General features: G+C 37.9%; 16 protein-coding genes. 14 read left to right on the forward strand and 2 right to left on the reverse strand.

Annotated elements, in window-relative coordinates; genetic code table 11:
* The first annotated feature begins 44 nt into the window (after positions 1-44).
* The 4 genes from hemL (at position 45) to ACTJIV_RS17585 (ending at position 5,474) form a co-directional block, all read left to right on the forward strand.
* Positions 45-1,331: a glutamate-1-semialdehyde 2,1-aminomutase gene (gene hemL, locus ACTJIV_RS17570; RefSeq protein WP_111956835.1), complete on the forward strand. Its 1,287-nt coding sequence runs from the start codon at positions 45-47 to the stop codon at positions 1,329-1,331.
* A 374-nt stretch (positions 1,332-1,705) separates the two neighbouring features.
* Positions 1,706-3,040 carry an amidohydrolase gene (locus ACTJIV_RS17575; RefSeq protein ID WP_440628970.1) on the forward strand — a complete coding sequence of 445 codons (1,335 nt, stop codon included), beginning with the start codon at positions 1,706-1,708 and terminating at the stop codon, positions 3,038-3,040.
* Between the two features lie 268 nt (positions 3,041-3,308).
* Entirely contained in the window at positions 3,309-4,151 is an 843-nt protein-coding gene (locus ACTJIV_RS17580; RefSeq protein ID WP_440628971.1) for an AraC family transcriptional regulator, read from the forward strand.
* Between the two features lie 84 nt (positions 4,152-4,235).
* Positions 4,236-5,474, forward strand: coding sequence for an amidohydrolase (locus ACTJIV_RS17585; protein WP_440628973.1), 1,239 nt, complete (start codon positions 4,236-4,238; stop codon positions 5,472-5,474).
* Positions 5,475-5,621: 147 nt separating this feature from the next.
* Here ACTJIV_RS17585 and ACTJIV_RS17590 read toward each other — a convergent pair whose 3' ends face one another.
* Entirely contained in the window at positions 5,622-6,845 is a 1,224-nt protein-coding gene (locus ACTJIV_RS17590) for a hypothetical protein (RefSeq protein ID WP_336378754.1), read from the reverse strand.
* Between the two features lie 35 nt (positions 6,846-6,880).
* Entirely contained in the window at positions 6,881-9,520 is a 2,640-nt protein-coding gene (locus ACTJIV_RS17595; protein WP_440628975.1) for a TonB-dependent receptor plug domain-containing protein, read from the reverse strand.
* A 197-nt stretch (positions 9,521-9,717) separates the two neighbouring features.
* Between ACTJIV_RS17595 and ACTJIV_RS17600 the strand changes: the two genes are divergently transcribed.
* The 10 genes from ACTJIV_RS17600 to ACTJIV_RS17645 all read left to right on the forward strand — a co-directional run bounded on the left by ACTJIV_RS17600 (position 9,718) and on the right by ACTJIV_RS17645 (position 21,129).
* Positions 9,718-10,395 (forward strand): response regulator transcription factor, encoded by a 678-nt coding sequence (locus tag ACTJIV_RS17600; protein ID WP_111956846.1) that lies wholly within the window; start codon positions 9,718-9,720, stop codon positions 10,393-10,395.
* Positions 10,396-10,441: 46 nt separating this feature from the next.
* The gene (locus ACTJIV_RS17605; RefSeq protein ID WP_111956847.1) at positions 10,442-11,473 is read left to right on the forward strand and encodes a sensor histidine kinase; all 1,032 of its coding nucleotides are present in this window, start codon (positions 10,442-10,444) and stop codon (positions 11,471-11,473) included.
* A gap of 134 nt (positions 11,474-11,607) precedes the next feature.
* Positions 11,608-12,198: an IS1096 element passenger TnpR family protein gene (locus tag ACTJIV_RS17610; protein WP_111956848.1), complete on the forward strand. Its 591-nt coding sequence runs from the start codon at positions 11,608-11,610 to the stop codon at positions 12,196-12,198.
* Between the two features lie 274 nt (positions 12,199-12,472).
* Complete coding sequence (locus ACTJIV_RS17615) at positions 12,473-13,819, forward strand: alpha-amylase family glycosyl hydrolase (protein WP_440628978.1); 1,347 nt, start codon at positions 12,473-12,475, stop codon at positions 13,817-13,819.
* Between the two features lie 159 nt (positions 13,820-13,978).
* The gene (locus ACTJIV_RS17620) at positions 13,979-14,419 is read left to right on the forward strand and encodes a hypothetical protein (RefSeq protein WP_223559923.1); all 441 of its coding nucleotides are present in this window, start codon (positions 13,979-13,981) and stop codon (positions 14,417-14,419) included.
* Positions 14,420-14,582: 163 nt separating this feature from the next.
* Complete coding sequence (locus tag ACTJIV_RS17625) at positions 14,583-15,377, forward strand: thymidylate synthase (RefSeq protein ID WP_440628980.1); 795 nt, start codon at positions 14,583-14,585, stop codon at positions 15,375-15,377.
* A gap of 197 nt (positions 15,378-15,574) precedes the next feature.
* On the forward strand, positions 15,575-16,897 hold the full coding sequence (locus ACTJIV_RS17630) for a serine hydrolase domain-containing protein (protein ID WP_440628982.1): 1,323 nt from the start codon (positions 15,575-15,577) through the stop codon (positions 16,895-16,897).
* A 1-nt stretch (position 16,898) separates the two neighbouring features.
* Positions 16,899-17,129, forward strand: a complete 231-nt coding sequence (locus ACTJIV_RS17635) for a hypothetical protein (RefSeq protein WP_111956852.1) — start codon at positions 16,899-16,901, stop codon at positions 17,127-17,129.
* Between the two features lie 11 nt (positions 17,130-17,140).
* Positions 17,141-19,651 (forward strand): M1 family metallopeptidase, encoded by a 2,511-nt coding sequence (locus ACTJIV_RS17640; RefSeq protein WP_440628984.1) that lies wholly within the window; start codon positions 17,141-17,143, stop codon positions 19,649-19,651.
* A gap of 149 nt (positions 19,652-19,800) precedes the next feature.
* The gene (locus ACTJIV_RS17645) at positions 19,801-21,129 is read left to right on the forward strand and encodes a hydroxymethylglutaryl-CoA synthase family protein (protein ID WP_440628986.1); all 1,329 of its coding nucleotides are present in this window, start codon (positions 19,801-19,803) and stop codon (positions 21,127-21,129) included.
* The last annotated feature ends 55 nt before the right edge of the window (positions 21,130-21,184 follow it).

The raw sequence follows: 21,184 nt of genomic DNA on the forward strand, positions 1-21,184 counted from the left end.
GCTATCTGACTGTCGATTATAAACCATCAACGTTCAACTAAAATATGAAATACCAAAGAAGTTCAGCTTTATTCGATGAAGCATACCAATACATTCCGGGAGGTGTAAATTCTCCGGTACGTGCATTCAAATCAGTAGGAGGTGTTCCTGTATTTATGAAATCTGCAAAAGGGGCCTACCTTACCGATGCAGATGATAATACATACATCGACTACATCAATTCATGGGGTCCTGCTATTTTGGGACACACCCATCCTGAAGTGCTTGAAGAACTGAAAATACAGGCCGAAAAAGGCTTTTCGTTCGGAGCACCTACAGAGCTGGAAACAGAAATTGCCAAATTCATCGTAGAAAACGTTCCTAATATCGACCAGATCAGAATGGTATCTTCAGGTACAGAAGCCTGTATGAGTGCCGTAAGACTGGCAAGAGGTTTTACAAAAAGAGATAAGATCGTTAAATTTGAAGGTTGCTATCATGGCCATTCAGATTCATTTCTGATCAAGGCAGGAAGCGGTGCCGCTACTTTCGGAAACCCCAATTCTCCGGGAGTAACGGAAGGAACGGCTAAAGATACTCTTCTGGCCCGTTATAACGATTTTGAGCAGGTAGAAGATTTGTTCCGTCACAACCAGGGTCAAATTGCTGCCGTTATCATTGAGCCGGTTGCCGGAAACATGGGCTGTGTGCTTCCTGAAAATAATTTCCTTCAGAACTTGAGAAGGATCTGTGATGAAAACGGAGCTTTATTGATTTTTGATGAAGTGATGACCGGTTTCAGGCTGGCTTTCGGAGGAGCACAGGAGCTGTACAATGTAAAAGCCGACCTGGTTACTTACGGAAAAGTAATTGGTGGAGGCCTTCCGGTAGGAGCTTTTGCAGGAAGAAACGAAATTATGGATCATCTGGCCCCGAAAGGAGGTGTTTATCAGGCCGGAACCTTAAGTGGAAATCCACTGGCAATGAGAGCCGGACTGAAAACTTTACAGCTTATCAAAAATGATCCGGAATTTTTTAGCAGAATCAATAAAACTGCAGAAACATTGGATTTCGGAATCGGGAAAATTTTAAATGAAAAAGGAATTCCTCACAAAATTAACAGAAAAGGATCCATGATGTCTGTGTTTTTCCATACGAACAGGGTTTCCAATTTTGATGAGGCAGAGGCTTCCAACCATTCTCTGTTCAATAATTTCTTTCACCAGATGCTGAAGAACGGAATATATCTTCCACCAAGTGGGTATGAAACATATTTTATCAGTGATGCCATCAAGGATAAAGAAATTGACATGACACTGGAAGCCGTAAGAAAATTTGAATATTCTTCTTAAGGGTTAAAAAATAAATTATAAAAAGACTGGGTTTTTAGATCCGGTCTTTTTTATATCCACCAGAAAAGTATTAAGTATTTAGAAACGACATAGGAAGTGGAGGCGTTAAGAAAATGATTTCTATGAACGTTAAAAAAAATCTACTGTTTGAGTGCGGGACAAATCTTGATTCTAAACATAGATAGTAACCGCACGAGTTTTAGAATTTTTAGAGAATAGAATTCATTTTTAGCCGAGAATTCCAGTCTTGAATTTTTGTTTCTTTTGTTTCAAGACAAAAGAAATTAAGCCATCCAATAAATCATACAGATATTGTAATAAACCATACACCTTGATCATTCGCGTTCTTTCTACTTTTGTATAAATAGTTTGGAATGAAGATCTCTGACAATTCGATATCCCGTAAAGATTTTATAAAAAATTCAGCGCTGGCCGCAGCCGGGCTTACTTTAATACCTAATATTATGGCAGCATCACCATTTTTTGATGATCAGAATGTTTCAGGAAAAGGAAAATTAAGCCTTAAAAATGTCCGTCTGGAAACCGGTTTTGAGTATGAAGAAGGAGAGGTTGTTTCTACTAAAACCGATCTGTTTTATATTGAAATCGAAAACGGAAAAATCAAAAATATAGCTCCGAACCAGCCGAATGCAAAAGCTGTTGATGCCAAAGAAATGCTGATGCTTCCTGCGTTTAAGGATATGCATATTCATCTGGATAAAACGTTTTACGGCAATAAATGGCAGGCGGTCAGAAAAAGAACGGGCGGTGTAAAAGGAATGATCGCGCTCGAGCAGAAAATGCTTCCCGAAATGCTGAAAAACTCAACGTTCAAAGCAGAAAAGATGATTGAACTGTTGCAGTCAAAGGGAACATCTTTTGCGAGAAGTCATGTCAATATTGAGCCTACTTCAAAACTGGACTCATTAAAGAACCTTCAAAAGGCTTTGGAAAATAAAAAGAAAGGTTTTGGAGCCGAACTGGTTGCTTTTCCTCAGCATGGTGTCTTTTATACGGATTCGGTGCCTTATCTTAAAGAAGCGGCCCGGATGGATATTGATTTTATCGGTGGAGTAGATCCGTTTACGATTGATGGAGCTATTGAAAAAACAATTGATTTTACCGTTCAGTTGGCTTTAGATCATAAAAAAGGAATTGATATCCACCTTCATGAATCTGGTGAGTCCGGGTTGAATACGGTAGAGTACCTTATTAAAAAAGTCAATGAGAATCCTTCCCTGAAAGGAAAAACCTATCTGAGTCACTGTTTTGTTTTAGCAAAATTGGACAAAGTAAAACAGGAAGAAACAGCAGAAAAACTGGGTGGGGCCCAAATCGGAATTGTTTCCACCATCCCTTTTGGGAGTCTTGTAATGCCGATTCCTACTCTGTACAAACATAATGTAACCGTCCTGACAGGTAATGACAGTATTGTGGACCACTGGAATACTTTCGGGACCGGAAGTGTACTTCAGAAAGCCAATCTGATGGCTCAGCTGTACGGATATTCTACGGAGTTTTTATTATCAAGAAGCCTGAAACTGGCAACAGCGAATGTCCTCCCGCTGGATGATAAAGGAATTCAGCAATGGCCAAAAGCCGGAGATCAGGCGGATTTTGTCCTGATAAATGCAAGCTGTTCGGCAGAAGCGGTTTCAAGAATTTCAGAGGTGAAATCTTTAGTTCATCAGGGAAATACAGTTTATTAAAATGATCTTTTCTTCTACGAAAATAATAAAACCATGAAGATTCATTCCGTTTTTAAGAATACTAAGTAGAGCTTAACTTTCCTTATTTACTTCATTTATCTTAATGTTTTAAAAATTATTCTGCTCTGTAGGAAATTAAAAATATTGAAAATCCATACAGTCGCTTTTTATGGTTAAAAGCAATCATATCTGTTTAAAAATGAAAATATCTCCATCTATTCAGATTTCTCGCATAAATTTTACTAATTTTAAGAGAAAATCAGAGTACGTGGGGCATCATACCGATCATTTTCCAATCCTGGGAATTCAGGAGTTCAGCGAAAATCAGCTTCAGGGCTGTCATCTGCTGTTCAATGAACTGCACGGGGAACGTTCTATTGATGAACCTCACAAGCATGATTTTTTTATCATTAATCTTTTTGAGCATGGAAAAGGGACTCATACCATTGATTTCACAGAATATGAAGTAGAAAATTGCCAGATCCATCTTGTTTTTCCGGATCAGGTACATCAATGGGTGATTGAAAAGGAAACGGTGGGCTATCAACTGATGATCAGCAGAGACTGGTTTGAAAGTTTTCTGCCTTCGCTGAGGTTTTCTGCTTCGTATTACCAGAATCATCCGGTCATTAATCTTTCCAAAGAAGCCTTTCAGACTTTTCTGTATGAATTTCAGGCTATCCGGAAAGAAGTAAATGAGAAGAATATTTTTTGGGAAGTCATTCAGAAACGGAGCGAGCTCATCGGGCTGTTGGTTAGTAAATCGGTGGAGGGGACTTTTAAAGATTTTGAAATGTATTATTCCAATCCTATTATTTCCAAGTTTCTACATCTTATTGATGAACATTTCAGAACGGAAAGATCGGTTTCTTTTTACGCGGAAAAGCTTAATATTTCAGCCAATTATTTAAATATTGTCTGCAAAAAAAATCTGAATGCTTCTGCTTCATCCCTCATTCAGGACAGGATCCTGCTGGAAGCAAAACGCCTTTTAAAAGTATCGGAAATGTCTGTAAAAGATATTTTGTACGATCTTGGCTTTTATGATCATGCCAGTTTTTCCAAATTTTTCAAAGCACAGACGGGAATGACTCCGTCACAGTTCAAATAATAATCTGTACAACACAAAGCATAATTGATACACCGGTTTTGCAACGGGGTGGTCGTAGCTTTGTCCTGTTAAAAAAGATAAGTCATGCAGTTTCCCTATCAATTGGCCGCAAAAGGAACCTATTCACTCAAAAATGTCCGTCTCGAAACGGGATTTGAATATGATGATGAAGAAGTAATCAGGACGAAAACCGGTCTTTTCAGTATTGAAATAGAAGACGGAAAGATCAAATCCGTAAAACCGAATGATCCGGCTTCTGATGCTTTGGATGGTAAAGGTTTTCTGATGCTTCCTGCCTTCAGAGATATGCATATTCATCTGGACAAGACATTGTACGGACTTCCGTGGCAGGCACTTTCACCGAAACGGAGAACAGTGAAGGATATGATTGCCTATGAGCAGGAAATTATCCCTGAACTTTTAAAAACTTCTGTGGAGAGAGCAGAGCAGCTGATCAGCCTGCTTCAGCATTACGGGACTCATTTTGCAAGAGCCCATTTTAATATTGATCCTACTTCTGGTTTGCACTCACTTGAGAATCTGGAAAAAGCATTAGAACATAAAAAAGATTCTTTTAAAGCTGAACTTGTTGCTTTCCCGCAGCATGGCCTGTATTATACAGATACGCTTCCTTTGATGAAAGAAGCGGCACAGCTGAAAAGTGTAGGTTTTATCGGGGGGCTTGATCCGTTAAGTATTGACGGGAATATTGAAAAAGTAATTGATTTCACAATACAACTGGCTTTAGACCATAAAAAAGGAATTGATATCCACCTGCATGAAGTAGGAGAGTCCGGAATGAAGACCATCAATTATCTTATCGATAAAGCTATTGAAAATCCACAGCTTCAGGGAAAAACATTTGTAAGTCACGCCTTTGCTTTAGCCCACCTTTCACCAAAAGAAACGGAAAAGATTGCAGAAAGACTGGCTGAAGGAAAAGTGGGAATTGCCTCTTCTGTACCCTTTAGAGGAACGGTAATGCCCATTCCAATGCTGAAAAAGTATGGAGTGAAGGTTGTGATCGGAAATGATAATGTGCAGGATTACTGGAGTACCTTCGGATCAGGAAATATGCTTCAGAAAGCGAATCTGATTGCGGAACTGTACGGATATGAAACCGAATTTGAATTGTCAAGAACACTTCAGTTTGCTACTCAAAGTATTCTTCCGCTAGATGAAAAAGGAAAACAGCAATGGCCCAAACCAGGCGACGATGCAGCCGTTGTATTTACTGATGCTTCATGTTCTGCAGAATCTGTTTCCAGAATATCCAAAATAGAAGCCCTGATGAATGACGGGAACTTATTTTGGAGACATTAATTGAAATATATTTTTTAATATACTTGTTTTTTGTAATAAAGCCATTGGATCTTCTGATGGCTTTTCTTTGATTTATTTGAACAATCAAAAGCCACCAGAAAGAATTCTGATGGCCCTTAGATTTGATATGAAGAAACTAGTTACTTATTATTGTAATCCTGCTAAAAGGTTTACTCCGTCTACAGTAGCCCAAGCTCCAGGAGTTAGAGATACTTTTGTAACAGTAGCGGTGTTCGTGAAAGTTTTTCCACCGTTTGGAGTGAATGCATATCCCCAAACCCCAGCATTGTCAGAGTTTAAGTAAGTAAGAGGTGCAACCACCACTTTCCCTGTGTTTACTTGGCTTGTTTCTGTAGCCGCATCTTGGATCAGTACGCTGTACGCTTTCTGAGTTCCAACATTTTTATACCCGCTGATATAAACGTTTGAGAAGATTCCTGTTCCCTGCTTTTTAAACTGGATAGCAGTAATTTCAGGAGAGTTGGCTGTTTCCGGAAGCGTATTCGCATCTCTGATCAGGGTGATGTTTGATATTTTTGGTGCTACATTGTCAGCATTACCAGAAGCTTCAATCTCCATTCCGAAGTTACCGGTACCTGTCTGGAAAGCATACCAGTTGGTGTTGTTCTGCCCGCTCCATGCATCCTGCCAGTCAAAAGAATCATCATAGTTTCCATAAGAAACGATATTCTTGGCACTTACAGTACCTCCAAAGAATTCATAACCGTCATCTGTTCCTTTATACGTTACAAGGTTCTCCAAAGTAGTACCTGCTCCTACAGCGTAGAACGTCATAGAGTTGGTTTCAGAAGTACCATCACCAATTTTTTTACCGGCATATTCCACTCTTACAAACTTCATAGTTCCTGAGTTTGAATTGGCATCAGTTCCTCCGTAGTAAACATTGTTTCCGTCCTCAGAAAGAGCCTGAGTATTTCCGTTTACAGCTTTGATAGGAGCTCTTCCGTAAATCGTGATACCACCCCAGTCACCAGGAGTTTTAGTAGAAGTTGTGAATACAATTGGTTCAGCAGCTGTACCTACAGCATTGATCTTTCCGTCCTGAAGAATTACCAAACCGCTTGTTTTGGAAGTTACTACATTGAAAGTAGCTCCTGCCTCAATAGTAATTGTAGCGTTATTCGTAATTTTTACAATTCCGTCTAATGTATAGTTTCCTTTTTTAATAAGGATATCTTTTGAAATAGTCCCTGATAATGTTCCGCTTCCGCTTAATACACTTTCAGTAGTTCCCGGAGTAGTAACTGTAGTACCGTCTCCTAGGCCATCATTTACCTCGATAGTACATGAATTTAAGGCTAATGTTAACACGGCTGTTAACGATAATAATGATAAAACTCTTCTTTTCATTTTTATACTTTATTTTATTTTTTATTAAATTATTTTTAGAATGTATACCCTACGGTAAGGTTGAAGGTAGTTCCTCTGTAGTAGTTTGTAAGTGTGTTATTACCCTGTTCAAAATTAGTAGGGAGATAATTTTTGTCACCAATTAAGATTTTATATTTGCTGTCTAAAATATTTTGTACGGCAAATTTCACATTCCAGTTTTTCGTTAATTGTCCCTGGTATACAAAATCAACCTGGTTGAATGGCTTTTCATAGTAGTTGTCGGTACCGGCACCTCCTGTTGCATAGATTTTGCTTCCTGATACATTGTAAACCAAAGAGAATGTATGGGCTAAGTTGTTACGGTCTTTAAGTTCATATTTCAAATCAGCATTGATGGTATAAGGAGAAGCTCCCTGTAAACCTCTTTTGCGTAATGTCTCTCCAGTAATATCAAACCAGTCAGGTCTTTCCATATTTAACTGATCCTGGCTTCTTTCTACGTCCGAATGCATAATAGTGGCATTAGCTCCTAAAGTAAAGCTTCTTAAAGCATCAGATATTCTGCCTAAACTGAAGATCCCTTCTAATTCTATCCCGAATAAATCTGCTTTTTTTGCATTGAAGAAAGTAATGGTAGAACCTGTTGCATTTCCTGAAGCTACCAACGAACGCTCAATGGCATTGTCAATTCTTTTCGCAAATAGATTTACAGCAAACATTTCTTTATTGGTTGGAAAATATTCCCACTTCAAATCGAAGTTGTAATTTTCACTGTTTTTAATTTCAGGATTACCAACAATATTTACGTTGTCCGGGTTAATATAGGTAATAGGCATTGTCTCAATAAGGATAGGACGCGTAACGGTCTTACTGAAAGAGAACCTTAAATTGTTTTTATTGTTAAGAGCTTTTTTTACCGATAATGAAGGTAAGAAGAAGTCTTTGTTTTTATCCAGGTTGATTTTATTGTCAGCACTTTGGTCAGAATAACGGATCAGGGTCATGTCATTCTCATATCTTGCACCTAATAAGATATCCCAAGAATCATTAGGTTTTAAATTAACGTTGGCATACCCTCCGTTGATAATCTGGTAGAAGCTTGAGTAGAATTGTGAAACGTCAGAACCTTCCTGGTAATATAGATCTCCATTTCTAAGAGAAGCATTAAAAACGTCCTGAGGAGTATCAATATTAATCACAAAAGGAGCTGAAGAATTAGCTGTACGCCCGAAGATAAATCGGTAAGAAGTTTTTCTGAAGTCAGAGAACCCGTTATACCCTAATGCAATCTGAATAGGAAAATCTTTTCTGTCTCCTTTTTCTCCTAAAGACAATTGATATTCCGCAAAAGCTGAACCATAGAACCTGGAATCTACATCTAAATACTGACGGATAATGTTATTTCCTCCATAACGCATGGCGATATTTCCGTCAGAAAGAGTTGCTCCTGTAGTAGGATCAATACGGTTACCCTCTATAATTTTTCTGTCCGGCTGCTGATAATTATTGATTACATAACTGGCTCCGGCTTTGATCTGATGTCTTTCATTTATTTTCTGAGAAGCAGTTAACTGTAAATCTAAAAATCTTGAAACATCTAATTGATTAGTTCTAAAGAAAGTGGTTTTGTTAAGAACCTGTCCGTCTTTATAACCATAATTGTCTTCTATGATATTATTGACATTCTGTAAGTAAATAGCGTTTAGATTAACATTGGTCCCTTTATTTTTATATCCTAAACCTAGTAAAACCGAAGATTCTATCTCGTAATTATATTGTTTACGATTAAGAAAGTTCATGTTTTCGATGAATGAACCTTTTCCCTGTCCTTTGAACTGGTTATTATCACCATCCTTATATTCAAATTTGCTTCCCTGGTTTAAAGAGAATAAAATTCCTAAATTTCCAGTCTCACCCATTTTCACTTTTTGGGCGGTTGTAAATCCAATGCTTGTATTTGGCATTGATTTTACGTTGTCCACATTCCATGAATCTTTGAATGAATTTAAAGCCTGATCAGGCGTAAATTTATAGTTATCCGGTCTTGCATTTCTGATTTCGTCAGGAAGCCTTCTGTCTCTGGAGTTCAATCCCAAATACCCGTTCATTCCGTCTGCACCTTCAGCTACTTTGAAGTTATTTCTGAATGTACTTAAAGTATTTACCCCTACACTGAATTCTACCTTCGTAAAAGGCTTGTCAATCGTTAGTGTTTCAATATCAAAAGTTGCTCCTGCAAAATCTCCGTAAAGGTTGGAGTTGAAGGTTTTGTAAATATTTAATTTTCCTACCACATCTGTTGGGAACTGCTTCAGGGCAATAATCTTTTGGAATGGGTTGTTGGAAGGTGATCCAAGACCGTTGATCAATAAATAATTGTATCGTTCCTCAAGACCCCTAACGAAAAGACCTCTTCCTTCTACTGTAGTGATTCCCGTTACTTTCGTAAGTCCCTGTTCCACGTTGGAGATCCCTTTTCTGGAAATCTCTTCAGCACTTACAGCCTGCTTTTGAATAACCGCTTTTTTTTGTTCTCCTAATACAGCAGTTTCAGTTTTCTTGTTGCTGCTTCCCTGGATTACTACGCCATCAATTTTTTTCTCCTTAATGATCGTGTCCTGCTTTGTTTCCTGAGCGTAAAACATGGATCCGGATAAAAATATGACTGCAATGCTAAGTTTATTAATTTTCATTATTTTACCTACTTTATTACTAGATTCTTTCGGTGCAAAGGAATAAAAGATTAGTGGGGTAAATGGTTTAGGTTGTTTTAATTTTTTTTTAACTAAACATTAATAAAAGCGGGTTATTGTTAACTTTATATGAACGATAATAGATTTGTTCATCTGTGCTTTAAAATTTATTAACTTTGACTCTGTAAAAATTGAAAATGAACCAAAAGAAAATACTCTTAATAGACGACGAACTGGATATTTTAGAGATTCTGTCTTACAACCTGGAAAAAGAAGGCTATGATATCTATACAGCCACAAACGGAAACGAGGGAATAGATAAAGCCAAAGAGATCATCCCCGATCTTATTCTGTTAGATGTTATGATGCCCGAAAAAGATGGTATCGAAACCTGCCAGGAACTCCGTAAAGTAAAAGAGCTGCAGAAAACACTTATTGTCTTTCTTTCTGCAAGAAGCGAAGAATTCTCTCAGTTGGCAGGATTTCAGGCCGGAGCCAATGACTACATCGTAAAGCTGATCAAGCCGAAAATTCTGATTTCTAAAGTGAATGCTTTATTGAAGCTGACTTCTCAGGTTTCTGATAATGCTAAACTGATTGAAATTGGTGATTTAGTGATCGACAAAGACAATTTCAGAGTTTCCAAAAGCGGACAGCAGTTCCTTCTTCCTAAAAAAGAGTTTGATTTGCTTTATCTTCTTGCTTCAAATACTGAAAAAGTATTCAAGAGAGAAGAAATTCTGGAAAAAGTATGGGGCAATGATGTAATCGTAGGAGAAAGAACAATTGACGTACACATCAGAAGACTGAGAGAAAAACTGGGAATTAATACCATCCAGACATTAAAAGGAATCGGGTATAAGCTTATCGTTTAATACTTTAAATTCCTACCTTTACATAAACCTATAAAAACTTGTAAAATTGAAATTTTACAGACTTACACTCGTCGCCTCGTGTCTTCTGACACTGGTGATGTTTCTTTTAGTGATCATCTTTGATTCACTGAAGGATATCTATTATCAGACGCCTTTTTTTAAGATTGGTCTTTTTACCTGCCTCATCCTCATTTTTATGATCAATTATGTGGTCCTCGAGCTTCTTTTCAACTATTACGGGAAAAAGCAGGTTCGCGGTCTTTCACAAATGCTTCCGCAGGAAATTGTTCATGACAATAACGAGAATATTACCATTAAAGAACTGGGTGAGAGGTTTTCCGATCTTAACCAGCAGCAGATAACGGAAATCGATATGATGAAGGAAATGGAAAGCTACCGTAAAGAATATATCGGAAATGTTTCCCATGAGCTTAAAACACCGCTGTTTTCCATTCAGGGATATGTAGAGACCCTAAGAGACGGAGGTGTTGACAATCTTACCATCCGCGACAAATATCTGGAAAGGATAGATAAATCCGTAGAAAGGCTGATCGCAATCGTTACAGACCTGGATATGATCAACCGCCTTGAGGCAGGAGAAATCAGTATTACGGTATCAAGATTTGATGTTAACCTTCTGATCAAAGAAATTTTTGAGCTTCTTGAATTTGAAGCAGAAAAACATAATGCTACCCTGCAGATCCAGACCCTTCATCCACAGATTTTTGTAGATGCCGATAAGCAGAAAATTTCACAGGTTTTCATTAACCTGATTTCCAATGCCATTCATTATGCCAACAGGCAGGAAGCAAAAGTAGCCGTAAAAACCAGTGTTCTTAAAAATAAGGTACTGATTGAGGTGATCGACAACGGAATGGGAATTAAAGCTGAAGCTCTTCCGAGAATCTTTGAAAGATTTTACCGTGTCGAAACCAGCAGAAGTAGGAGAGAAGGTGGTTCCGGCCTTGGGCTGGCTATTGTAAAGCATATTCTGGAAGCCCATAACGAAAATATTACCGTAGAAAGTGTCTATCTTGAAGGCACTAAATTCAGTTTTATGCTTGAAAAAAGCAAATAATTCTGGTAAAATGTAAGAAAAAAAAATATTTTAAAAAATCCTGAAATATTTTTTTGTCACATGTCATTTATTATATATTTGCAACAGAGATTTATCATAATAATTAAGGCAAAAAAGTAATTTAAGAAACTGATATGGTTTACAAGATCCGCGTAATATTAGATGCGAAAGAGGATATTTTCCGTGATATTGAAGTAAAGGGAAAACAATCACTATGGAACTTACATTTGGGAATTAAAAGTGCGTTCAGTCTGCAAGGAGACGAACTTTCCACTTTTAATATGTTGGAAGACGACGGAACAATAATTAAAAGCGTTCCCCTGGAAGATATGAGTGACGATGGTGATGGCGAAATTATGTCGGACGTGTACATTGATGAAGCTTTTGGAAATGTAGGCGACAAAGCTCAGTTCCAGTATGGGCTTCTTGATCTTTGGGAACTGTATTGTGAGCTTGTAGAAATCATCGAAGAAACAAAAGGAGTTAATTATCCTATTACGGTATACAGATTTGGAAACGTTCCGTTAAAGGCACCAAGCAAAGGCGGAGGATCCAAGAAAAGATCGGCAATGCCATTGATGGATGATGATTTCAGTTTCGAGGATGACTTTGGAGGAAGTACAAATTTTGAAGATGAGGATGACGACAGTTTCGATGATGAAGAAGAAGAAAACTACGATGACGATGTTTTCGAAGAGGATGATGATAACGATGATGAAAGATAACATCTGAACAATATAAGGCCCCGGATTCTGTCCGGGGCTTTTTTATGTCAGCTATTGCAGGTAAATTGTGAATTTTACTTCGCAAGTGAATCATGAATTTTAAGCGAGATTTTAAAAATCTAAACAGCCTCTTATTCATCGTTCACTTTTTCAAACTTAAATTACTTTGCGAAGCAAAATTCACCATTGACTATTCACATTTTACCTTTCTCACTTCTTCACGTTCTCTGCTTCTAACAAAAAAACATTCCTTACTTTTGCTAAAAATAGATGAATGAAGAAATTAATTCTATTAGCAATAATTGGCCTGGGAATTGTTTCCTGTGCCACTCAAAACACTCAAAACACTATGGATCTGCCGAAGGAATGGAAGCACACGACCAATATTTACGAAGTAAACCTAAGACAATATACACAGGAAGGCACATTTAAAGCATTTGAAAAAGAAATGCCACGTCTGAAAAAAATGGGAATCAAAACCCTGTGGTTCATGCCCATAACCCCCATTGCCCAGCAAAACAAAAAGGGAAGCCTTGGAAGCCAGTATGCAGCTTCAGATTACACGTCCATCAATCCCGAATTTGGAACCATGAATGATTTCAAACATATGGTGAACGAGGCCCATCGGTTGGGCTTTAAAGTTATCATAGATTGGGTGGCCAACCATACCGGCTGGGATCATGTCTGGACAAAAACACACCCGGAATTCTATCTGAAAGATCCTGATGGAAAATTTCATATTGCTTCAGGAATGGATGATATTATTGAGCTGGATTACAAAAACCGGGAAATGAGATTGGCGATGATAGATGCCATGAAATTCTGGGTAAAGGAAACGGGGATTGACGGTTTCAGATGCGATCTTGCCTCTTGGGTAGAAGTGGATTTTTGGCAGCAGGCACGCCCGGAAGTCGAAAAAATAAAGCCTCTTTTCTGGCTGGGAGAATTTGATGAAATCGAGAGCCCCGAATACGGAAAAGTATTTGATGCAAGCTATTCATGGAAATGGATGCATAAATCTGCAGACTATTATAAGAAAAATGAGCCTCTTCAGGAACTTAAAGATTTGTTGCAAAAATATTCCAATATCGGAGATGCTTCCATGAGAGCCTGGTTTACAGCCAACCATGATGAAAATTCCTGGAACGGAACAGAATACGAAAAGTATGGAACAATAACCAAACCTATGGCTGTATTCTCTGCAACATGGAATGGTATTCCCCTGTTATATTCAGGCCAGGAACTTCCCAATATGAAAAGGCTTGAATTTTTTGAAAAAGATGTCATCAAATGGACCAATACCTACCAGATGGCAGAATTTTATAAAACTTTGCTGGAACTGAAAGCCTCCAATCCTGCATTAAGAGGCGGAGATAGCAACGTATCTACCTATCTTTTAAATACCACAGCCAACGACAAAATTCTGGCTTACGTCAGAAAGAACGGAAAAGATGAAGTGTTGGTAGTCCTGAACATGTCAAAAGAACCTGTAAACTTTACCATTGAGGACCAGAATCTTTCAGGAGTTTTCCGTAATGTTTTTGACAAGACCAAAAGAGATTTTGACAGCGGGAAAGATTTCACATTCAAAGTTTCAGACTATGCAGTTTTTGAAAAATAAATCAGAAATTAAACATTAAAAATCAGAAATATTTACATTCCTTTTATTTTTAAAAGAATATTAATCTTCTAAAATATTCAATAGGGGCGGGCTTTAGCCCGCTTATTTTATGCATATTTGCAACCGGTTTTAGCCAAAATTTACACGAAACTTCATGATATGAACAAACAGGAATTATTAAACATCATAAAAGCAAAGCTTACAGAAAAAATACAATCTTTTGAAAACCTGATTGCAGAAACCCGCGCTTCTAATAATGATACCAAAAGTTCCATGGGCGACAAATATGAAACAGGCCGCGAAATGCTTCAGCAGGAAATCAATAACCTTCAGCGGCAGCTTAATGAATCTTTAAATCAGCAATCTGTTATTCAAAAAATATCAGTTGAACCTTCAGATAAAGCTCAGATCGGAGCTTTGGTCAAAACAGATAAAGGTTTGTTTTATGTTGCCGTATCTGTGGGCGAAATTACTTCTGAAAAACAAAAAGTGATGACAGTTTCTGTAGAATCACCCCTTGTGAAAGCCATGTCAGGGAAAAAAGAGGGGGAGACTTTTGCCATTAATAACATGGTCCAGACTATTCAGCATATCTGGTAGAATTATCCTGTTTGAATTTTGAAGATAAAATTTACTTCTTTTGATTGAAGATCAAAGACTCTAATAAACAAAGCATTCATGGGAATGGATGCTTTTTTATGATCCATGATACCCGTAAATCGTTTAAATTTTTCTAAATTTGAACCATAAAAGCACTCTCAAAATGCAGAACTACCTGGAACTTTTACGGCATATTTTAGACAATGGAACAGACAAGACGGACAGAACGGGAACCGGAACCAGAAGTGTTTTTGGGTACCAGCTGAGATACGATCTGTCAAAAGGCTTTCCGATGGTGACTACAAAAAAAGTACACCTGAAATCTATTATTTATGAATTGCTTTGGTTTTTGAATGGCGATACTAATGTCAAATATCTCAACGACAACGGAGTGAGCATCTGGGACGAATGGGCTGATGAAAACGGTGACCTGGGACCTGTTTACGGCGCACAGTGGAGAAGCTGGCAGGGAGCCGATGGAAAAATAGTAGATCAGATCACTGAGGTAATAGACCAGATCAAAAAGAATCCCGATTCAAGAAGACTGATCGTTTCCGCTTGGAATGCCGCTGAAATACCCAATATGGCCCTTGCGCCATGTCACGCTTTGTTCCAGTTTTATGTAGCAGATGGAAAACTGTCACTGCAGTTATATCAGAGAAGCGCTGATGTATTTCTTGGAGTACCGTTTAATATTGCAAGCTATGCCTTGTTGCTGATGATGGTGGCTCAGGTTTGCGATCTGGAAGTAGGAGATTATATTCATAGTTTCGGAGATGTTCATATTTATAACAATCATTTTGAACAGGTCAATAAGCAGCTTTCCAGAGAACCTAGACCACTTCCGGTTATGAAGCTGAATCCTGAGGTAAAAGATATTTTCAGTTTTAATTTTGAAGATTTTACTCTGGAAAATTATGATCCGCATCCGGGAATCAAAGCTCCTGTAGCAATTTAATTAATCGTATGAAATATAAAAGTGAAGCAAGGTCTTCACTTTTTTTATTTCAAAAAAAGACAGTTTGTGGAAAGATGAACATAAGATGATGTCACAACTGAGAAATCTTGATTTCTTCTGAAGACTATAAATAACTTTCCGGTATGTACTGTTGTAACAGAATCCTTAATTTTACTACTGATTGGAAAATTAATAATATGATTCTGAAAAAACTGTTTTTTGTGGCGACAGCAAGTATTTCATGTATGGCATTTTCTCAAAGTGCAAACAAACAGAAATTAATGGATTATCTTGATTCACTTTCTGTTCATCATAAAGTCATGGGAAGTTTTGCTATTGCAGAAAACGGGCAACCTACTTTTCTGAAAACTACAGGATTCTCCGATGTTGCAAAACAGCAGAAAGCCAATATCAATACCCAATACAGAATAGGTTCTATTTCCAAAACATTTACCGCAGTACTTGTGATGAAGGCTGTTGAAGAAAAAAAACTATCCCTCGATGTTAAACTTTCCACCTGGTATCCGGAAATAGAAAATGCAGATAAAATTACCCTCGAAAATCTTTTACAGCACCGAAGCGGAATTCATAATCTAACGGATGAACAGGAGTACTGGAGCTATAATACAACAGTTCAGACAGAACAATCCCTGGTGTCAATCATCAAAAAATATAAAAGCGACTTTTCTCCGGGAACAAAATATGAATACAGCAATTCAAATTATATTCTGCTGGGCTTTATACTGGAAAAGGTCTATAAAAAAACTTATGCACAGTTGCTTAAGGCTAAAATTACAAATCCTCTGAAGTTAACACTGACGGAAGTGGGCGGAAAGATTGATCCTTCCACAAACCAGGCGCTTTCCTATACATACTCCGGTGGAAGTTATCAGCCGTGGCAGGAAACAGATATGAGCATTCCTGTTGGTGCAGGAAATATCATTTCTACCCCTACAGAACTTCTGAAGTTTATCATGGCTCTGGAAAACGGAAAGCTCATCAATAAAACCAGCCTTTCCCGGATGAAAAATTTTATCGACGGCTATGGCTATGGAATTGCACAGGTACCTTTTGAAAAATATTCGGGGTATGGACATAACGGGGGAATTGATCAGTTCCGATCAGTACTGTATTATTTTCCTGAGCTGAAAGTAGCAGTGAGTGCCATCACCAATCAATCAGATTACGATAATAATGATATTTCGATCAAAATGATCCAGACAGCTATTGGAAAAGATTTTAAAATGCCTAATTTTAAAGAAGTTTCTGTAGCAGCTGAAATTCTGAAAAAATATGAAGGGCTTTACAAGACAGAAGGCTTTCCATTGGATATAAAAATATTTCAGCAAGAAGGAAAGCTGATGGGGCAGGCTACAGGACAGGGCGCATTTCCACTGGAAGCAGTCTCTGAAAGCGAATTTAAGTTTGAAATGGCAGGCATTAAAATGAAGTTCAATGCTGAGAAAGGAACTATGGACTTCTCACAAGGAGCCAATAATTTTACCTTTAAGAAACAATAAAATGAAATATTTAAAAATCAATACAGAAGACAATGCAGACCTTGCAGCACTTCAAAATGCAGTTCTACAACTAAAAGGTGTAGCTTCGGCAGAGATCGTTGATGATGAAAACCCCGAAAGTGAACTGAAAAAAGCTTTTGCCAAAACCAAGGAACAGCTCAAAAAAGGAGACTACGAGACCTTAGTTAATGATATTTTTGATATAATAACAAAAAATAATTCTAAAAAATAATACAGTAATACATGAAAAAGGCGATTTTGTCCATTGCTATACTCGGAATTTTCTTTTCCACGAACGTATCAGCACAGACCGAAACTTCAGGAAGGGAAAAGGCTTACAGAGCCACACACAAAAAAGTAACGGAACTTAAACATACCAAGCTTAAAGTCAATTTTGATTATCAGAAAGAACAGATGGGTGGAGAAGAATGGCTGACAGCCTCTCCGTATTTCTACCCTTCCAATGAGTTGACACTTGATGCAAAAGGAATGCTGATTCATGAAGTAGCTCTTGACAACAACGGAAAAAGATCACCTCTGAAATATGAATATAAAGATGACATCCTGAAAATCAATCTGGACAAAACCTATCAGAAAAATCAGGAATATACGGTGTACATCAAATATACCGCACGACCTAATGAAGTAAAACAGAAAGGAAGTATGGCCATCAATGATGCCAAAGGTCTTTATTTCGTCAATGCACAGGGACAGGATTCGGATATGCCTACACAAATCTGGACACAAGGGGAAACAGAATCTTCTTCAGCATGGTTCCCAACCATCGATAAACCGAATCAGAAGACTACCCAGGAGATCTATATGACCGTTCCTGATAAATATGTAACGCTTTCCAACGGAATTCTAAAAGATTCACAGAAAGAAGGGAATAATTTAAGAACAGACCATTGGGTAATGGATAAAAGACATGCCACTTATCTGTTCTTCATGGGCGTAGGAGAATATGCCATCGTTAAAGATAAATGGAAAAATATTCCGGTAGATTATTATATCGAAAAAGAATACGAACCTTATGCTAAACAGATCTACGGAAATACTCCGGAAATGATCGAGTTTTTCTCCAAAAAGATGGGTTATGATTATCCTTGGGCAAAATATGCACAGATCTCAGGAAGAGACTATGTGAGTGGTGCCATGGAAAATACAACAGCAACCCTACATGGAAGCGATATCCTTCAGAAGCCGGGGCAGCTGATCGATGAAAACAAATGGGAAGATACCATTGCCCATGAATTATTTCACCATTGGTTCGGGGATCTTGTGACGGCGGAAAGCTGGAGCAACCTTACCGTAAACGAATCTTTCGCGAATTATTCCGAATACCTTTGGAATGAATATAAATATGGAAAAGACCAGGCAGACTACCACCAGATGACCGATGTGAATATGTATATCCACAATCCTGCTGATTTCAAGAAAAACCTCGTGAGATTCAATTACGATTCCCGTGAAGATGTTTTTGATCTTGTGACCTATCAGAAAGGAGGTGGAATTCTTCACATGCTGAGAAATTATCTTGGTGATGATGCTTTCTTTGCCGGAATGAACGACTATCTGAAAACCAATGAGTACCAGAATGCAGAAGCACACCAATTAAGACTTTCCTTTGAAAAAGTTTCAGGGAAAGACCTGAATTGGTTCTTCAATCAATGGTATTTCGGAAGCGGAAATCCAAAGATCAATTACTCATTTACTTTCGAACCGGTAAAAAAACAGGTAGCCGTAACGATCAACCAGACCCAGGAGCAGCCATTCGAGTTTCCTCTTGCTATTGATGTGTATGACAACGGAAAGCCGAAAAGATATAACGTATGGGTAAATGCTGAAGCGAAGAATACATTTAATTTTGATGTTTCCAAAACTCCTGATCTTGTGAACATCAACGCAGACGGAATTTTACTGGCAGATATCACAGACACCAAAACTCCGGAGCAGAACCTGTTGCAGTTCACCAACTCCAAAGAATTTAAGAGCAGATATAAAGCTTTATCCGCTATAAAAGATCAGGTAGGCAAAAACCCTGCTGCTACAAAATTACTGGCTGCTGCAATAAAAGATCCGTATTTCAGAACAAGAATCAAAGCTCTTCAATTGATGGATCTTTCAAATCCTGAACAGATGAAGGCTTTGGGGGCAGATGTTGAGAAATTAGCCTCTAACGACCCGAAAACATTAGTTCAGGCTGCTGCCATTTCTGCATTAGTTAAAACTAAGGATAAAAAATATCTTCCAATTTTTGAAAAAGGAGTAAACGCTGTCTCCAATGCTGTAAAAGGAACTTCATTAAGCGCTGTTGTAGCTATTGACCCGTCAAAAGCTAATACACTGGCGGATAAAATTGACCTTGAAGGGGCTTCAGACGAATTATTGAGCCAGTTGCTTCCGGTGATTGTAAAGAATAAAGTGACTTCACAGATGTCCAATATCACTCCGCTTGTAGCCTTTTATCCATTTATTAAGTTCCAGAATCCGGAATTGGGTAAATCTGCAGAAGAAGGATATAACTGGATTATGAGCTCAGATAATCTGAAAGCTACTGAGAACATTACCAAAATAATCAGCCATGCAAAAGGTGAAATGGGAGATAATCCTCAGGTAAAAATGATGATTTCCCAGATGCTGAAAGACGGTTTAAGTAAAAAAATGGAACTGTTGAGACAGAATCCTCAGAATGCTGCAAGCATCAACAAACAGATTGATGCCATCAATAAAGCGATTGAAGATTTTAAATAAACAGATCATTAAAATTGACAAGAATATAAAACCGCTGTATCGAACAGCGGTTTTTTTATGATTTTTGTATTTAAAAGACAAATTATGCCTTAGAAATGAGGGCTTATTCAAACATCATTTTATAAATTCGTATAAAAATTAAGAATAAAATGACTTTTGGAATTGAGGCTGCGGGCTATTATGTGCCGTCTTTGTACTTAGAAATCAAAGACCTGGCGGAAAAAAGAGGAATTGAACCCGCAAAACTGGAAAAAGGATTAGGACTGCATAAAATGGGATTTCCTGATGTTCATGAAGATGCCGCTACCTTTGCAGCAGAAGCTTTGTTGAAACTGATCAGAGATCATAATCTCAATCCTAAAGATATAGCCAGGATTTATCTGGGAACTGAAAGTGCCCTGGATGCTGCAAAACCTACGGCTTCCTACGCCATGCAGATGATAGAGAAAGTTCTGGAAAAAGAATTTGGCGAAAGATGTTTCAGGAACTGCGATGTGGTGGATATGACTTTCGCCTGTATTGGAGCGGTAGATGCCCTTCATAATTCCCTTGACTTTGTAAGGGTGAATCCAGATAAGAAAGCAGTAGTTATTGCCAGCGATTATGCCAAATACGAGTTGGCTTCTTCTGGTGAATATACCCAGGGAGGAGGTGCAGTGGCCCTGCTTGTTTCATCAAAACCGGATCTTCTGGAGATTGAAAATAACTGGGGAGTAGCTACCGAAGGCGTTTTTGATTTCTTTAAGCCCAGAAGAGCCTACAGTAAAAAAGATCTGAATTCAGCTCCGGAAACTTACCCGGATAAAATTGAGATCTTTACGGATGAGCCTGTTTTTGATGGGCAGTATTCAAACCAATGCTATCAGGACAGGATCAGGGAAGCTTACCAGCATTATAAAGAAATTACAGGAAAAGATAAGCCTTATGAGGCCTGGAAATATCTTATCTTCCATCTTCCGTATGCTTTCCACGGAAAAAGAGTCTTCACAGAAATTTATAGCCTGGAAAACGGACTTCCTTATGAAACTTCTGACGAGCAGAAAACGGTTGCGAAATCTGAAGACTATCTCAATTTTATCAGTGAAAAGATCGAAAGGTCTCAGCGGGCCTCCTCAGAAATAGGGAATATGTATACAGCTTCCATCTTTATGGCATTCCTTTCTGCAATACAGGTTGCTTTTGACAAAGGAGAAGAGCTGGCAGGTGCAGAAATAGGCTTTTTAGGATACGGAAGCGGCTCGAAATCCAAAGTTTTTGCCGGAAAAATATCCAAAAACTGGAAAACTGCAGCAGCCAAATGGAATTTATTTGAAAATTTAAAAAACAGAACGGCAGTTGATTTTGAAACCTATGAAAAACTTCATAGAAAACAGCTTCAGACTTCCGTTAATAAAAATTATAAAGGTTTCGGGCTGATTTTAGTAGAAACTGATAATCCTGTTTTGAAAGGAGCAAGATATTATCATTATAAAGATTAAAATTTTGTCTATATGTGGTGATAAATTATTCTGATATTCTTGAAAATTTAGTTAA

It is taken from the genome of Chryseobacterium sp. 22532 (genome assembly GCF_052044665.1).
In the GTDB taxonomy this organism is placed as follows: domain Bacteria; phylum Bacteroidota; class Bacteroidia; order Flavobacteriales; family Weeksellaceae; genus Chryseobacterium; species Chryseobacterium lathyri.

Coding starts and splice junctions, on each gene's coding strand:
- hemL (WP_111956835.1), top strand. CDS start 45: ATGAAATACCAAAGAAGTTCAGCTTTATTCGATGAAGCATACCAATAC.
- ACTJIV_RS17575 (WP_440628970.1), top strand. CDS start 1,706: ATGAAGATCTCTGACAATTCGATATCCCGTAAAGATTTTATAAAAAAT.
- ACTJIV_RS17585 (WP_440628973.1), top strand. CDS start 4,236: ATGCAGTTTCCCTATCAATTGGCCGCAAAAGGAACCTATTCACTCAAA.
- ACTJIV_RS17590 (WP_336378754.1), bottom strand. CDS start 6,845: ATGAAAAGAAGAGTTTTATCATTATTATCGTTAACAGCCGTGTTAACA.
- ACTJIV_RS17595 (WP_440628975.1), bottom strand. CDS start 9,520: ATGAAAATTAATAAACTTAGCATTGCAGTCATATTTTTATCCGGATCC.
- ACTJIV_RS17600 (WP_111956846.1), top strand. CDS start 9,718: ATGAACCAAAAGAAAATACTCTTAATAGACGACGAACTGGATATTTTA.
- ACTJIV_RS17610 (WP_111956848.1), top strand. CDS start 11,608: ATGGTTTACAAGATCCGCGTAATATTAGATGCGAAAGAGGATATTTTC.
- ACTJIV_RS17615 (WP_440628978.1), top strand. CDS start 12,473: ATGAAGAAATTAATTCTATTAGCAATAATTGGCCTGGGAATTGTTTCC.
- ACTJIV_RS17620 (WP_223559923.1), top strand. CDS start 13,979: ATGAACAAACAGGAATTATTAAACATCATAAAAGCAAAGCTTACAGAA.
- ACTJIV_RS17625 (WP_440628980.1), top strand. CDS start 14,583: ATGCAGAACTACCTGGAACTTTTACGGCATATTTTAGACAATGGAACA.
- ACTJIV_RS17630 (WP_440628982.1), top strand. CDS start 15,575: ATGATTCTGAAAAAACTGTTTTTTGTGGCGACAGCAAGTATTTCATGT.
- ACTJIV_RS17635 (WP_111956852.1), top strand. CDS start 16,899: ATGAAATATTTAAAAATCAATACAGAAGACAATGCAGACCTTGCAGCA.
- ACTJIV_RS17640 (WP_440628984.1), top strand. CDS start 17,141: ATGAAAAAGGCGATTTTGTCCATTGCTATACTCGGAATTTTCTTTTCC.
- ACTJIV_RS17645 (WP_440628986.1), top strand. CDS start 19,801: ATGACTTTTGGAATTGAGGCTGCGGGCTATTATGTGCCGTCTTTGTAC.